Genomic DNA, 2,770 nt, shown 5'->3' on the forward strand with positions numbered 1-2,770 from the left:
AAAGTCAAGGACGCCCAGAAGGCCCTCGACGACGCCGCCAAGAAGCTCGACGACACCAAGAAGCCCAAGAAGGACGACCCCAAACCCGACGAGAAGAAGCCGCCCACGTGTCCGGTGAAGCACAGCTTCCTGCCCGGGACCCCGGTCCTCCTCGCCGACGGCCGTAATCCGTCCATCGAGGCGGTCCGCCCCGGGGACCTGGTGACCGCCACCGATCCGGTGACCGGCAGGACCGAGGCCCGCCGCGTCGAGCGCGCCATCACCACCTACGACGACAAGCACTTCACCCGGCTGGTCTTCCGCACCGGCGGCGGTCCCGCGGTGATCACCGCGACCGACACCCACCCGTTCTGGATCACCGGCGAGCGGCGCTGGACCGACGCGGGCGACATCGCTCCCGGCATGAAGCTCCGGTCCCCCGACGGCTCCGTGCTCACCGTCGCCGGGGTGTCCCGCTACACCCAGCGCCGGACCACCCACGACCTCACCGTCAACGGCGTCCACACCTACTACGTGGTCGCCGGCGGCACGCCCGTACTGGTCCACAACGACGACCCGTGCGACATGGTGTCCAAGCCGAACGCCCTGGCGCAGAAGACCGGATACACGGTCAAGCAGATCAAGGACGCGATCCACAAGGTGAAGGCTCAGGGCGGCTGGCGCGGCAACGGTGCCAACCGGAACCCTGACATGCTCATCGACCCGAAGACCGGCGAGGTGTACCCGCAGATGCCCGACGGCTCCCCGGGTGACAGCATCGGGAACATCTTCGATCATCTTCCGGAGGAACCGTGAGCGAACCGTCCATCGACAGCGACCCGGACCGCTGGGTCCTGCGTGGTCTGAGGTCCGCGCCGGTGCTTGCCGTCACCGGCGCACCGGACGGCTCACGGCTCGACCTCACCCTGGGCGGCGACACCCGGCTCGTGGTCGTCGGGCCGGTGCGGATCACCGACGGCCCGGCCACCGCTCCCGAGCCGGTCGACCTGCCGGCCGGCGAGACCGACGCACTGATGGGGGCGACGGTGCTGTCCGCCGTCGCCTTCCGGAGTGGTTCGCTGCGTCTGGTGTTCAGCACGGGCCATCATCTGAACGTCCGCGGTGCCGATCCCGGTGTACGGGCGGAGCTGTGCCGGCCGGGCGAGTTCACCTGGGTGTCGCAGCAGGGGGTCGGCCGGCTGACGGAACCCGGCGGGCCCGGCTCCGACCTCGCGTAGCAAGACGATGCCCTGACACCGGCGGGCCGGCCGGTGTCAGGGCATCACCGGCGGGCCGCCGGTGTCGGGGCATCGTCGCTCCTCGCGTCAGGGCAGCTTCGCCGCCTGCGCGGCGACCAGTTCGGCCGGAAGCTGCGGGGTCTTCGCCGTGATGAACTCGGCCACGTAGAAGGTGACGACGGTCGAGCCGGTACGCACCAGCTGGAAGACCAGCGGCACCTTGTCCCCCTCGATGCTCCCGGTCACCTGGTAGGCGATGCTCTCCTGGCCCGCCGGGGGCAGCGGAAGCTGCTTGACCTCGGTGTACGTGGAGGGGCCGTCCTCGCTCGACGTACGGAAGCCGCCCGCGCAGGCCCGGACCGCGTCCCGGACTCCGCGCATCAGCTGCTGCGCCGTGTCCTTGGGGTGTGAGGTGAGGATCTCGGTGACGACGGTCTGGTCGTCCTTGCCCTCTTCCGACTTGTCCATGACGGTACGGAAGACGGTGGCGGCCGGGGTGGGCTGGGGCGCGCCGTTGATCACGGCGACGAGCGGTTCGCAGTCCTTGTTCTCGGACCGCTCCGTGCCGCTCTCCTCGCCGCCCTGCATCGGCGTGACCTCGTAGTTCGCCACCTCACCGGTGGTCAGCGCGACCTTGGCCAGCCCGGCCTTGTCGAGGACCTCGCCGCTGCTGGTGGGGGTCGAGGTGGGCGCCGGGGCGGAGTCGCTCGCAGCGGGGTCGCCCGCGCTCGATGAGGCCGTCCCACTCGGCTTCGCGGTCGCGCCCGCGGCCTTCCCGCCGTCCTGCTCGGACTTCTCGCCGTCCGGTCCGCAGGCGGACGCCGCCAGGCAGAGCACTGCCGTGGTGGCAGCCATGGCTGCCGTACGAAAGACCCTAGTCACTGACCGCTCCTCACCGGCGGAACCGCTCCCGCCGACGTAGTTCCCGCACGGACTCTGCACGCTAACAACCGGAGCGGTCCGGACGCTTGGGTCCACGGGCCCAACCCGCCCGGTCACGGAGGGCCGGAGCCGAGCAGCGTCCAGGCTCCGTACGCGGCCGAGGCCGCGGCGAGTACCGCGAGAACCGTGGCCGTGCGGGCGGTGGAGCGCAGCCGCGCCAGTGCGACGGCGGGCGGCAGGAGGAGCGGGAAGGCGGGCATCATCAGCCGGGGCCGGGAGCCGAAGTACCCGGAGCCGATCAGCGAGATGACGACGACGGCGATGCCGTAGACGAGTACGGGGAGCGGCTGGCGCTGCCGCACGCACAGGGACACCAGCCAGCCGAGCGCCGCCAGCGCCGCGCACAGTCCGAGCATGCCGGGCAGCGGCAGGCCGAGGATGAATGAGGCAAGGGCCGCGCCGCCGTCGATGCTGTTGCCCCACTGCGCCTGGACGTCGAAGTAGGCGAACGGGCTGCCTTCGCGCACCGCGACGAACACCACGTACGCGAGCCACCCCAGCGGCGCGAGCGCCACCCCGAGGAGCATCCGTCCGTTACGGCGCACGATGCCGTCGGTGGCGCCGCCGCGGTACTCCCGTACGAGGGTGACGGCGGCGGCGCCACCGACGGC

General features: G+C 71.3%; 3 protein-coding genes and 1 pseudogene. 2 read left to right on the forward strand and 2 right to left on the reverse strand.

Annotated features, from left to right (window positions below; genetic code table 11):
- A partial coding sequence (locus JGS39_RS38585) for a polymorphic toxin-type HINT domain-containing protein (protein WP_219574431.1) occupies positions 1–795 on the forward strand: 795 nt, incomplete at its 5' end.
- A complete protein-coding gene (locus JGS39_RS38590) occupies positions 792–1,217 on the forward strand; it encodes a DUF6188 family protein (RefSeq protein WP_219574432.1) in 426 nt (141 codons plus the stop codon). The genes JGS39_RS38585 and JGS39_RS38590, both read left to right, overlap by 4 nt.
- A gap of 87 nt (positions 1,218–1,304) precedes the next feature.
- On the opposite strand, the gene JGS39_RS38595 is transcribed toward JGS39_RS38590, so the two are convergent.
- Together JGS39_RS38595 and JGS39_RS38600 are read right to left on the reverse strand one after the other, a co-directional pair.
- Positions 1,305–2,072, reverse strand: coding sequence for a hypothetical protein (locus tag JGS39_RS38595; RefSeq protein WP_219574433.1), 768 nt, complete (start codon positions 2,070–2,072; stop codon positions 1,305–1,307).
- Between the two features lie 140 nt (positions 2,073–2,212).
- Positions 2,213–2,770: pseudogene (locus JGS39_RS38600) on the reverse strand (hypothetical protein); the annotation flags it as partial.

The organism is Streptomyces poriferorum (assembly GCF_019399235.1).
Lineage (GTDB): Bacteria > Actinomycetota > Actinomycetes > Streptomycetales > Streptomycetaceae > Streptomyces > Streptomyces poriferorum.

What these genes read in the sequence shown, in the direction of transcription:
- JGS39_RS38595 (WP_219574433.1), bottom strand. Translation starts at nt 2,072, where the DNA reads ATGGCTGCCACCACGGCAGTGCTCTGCCTGGCGGCGTCCGCCTGCGGA.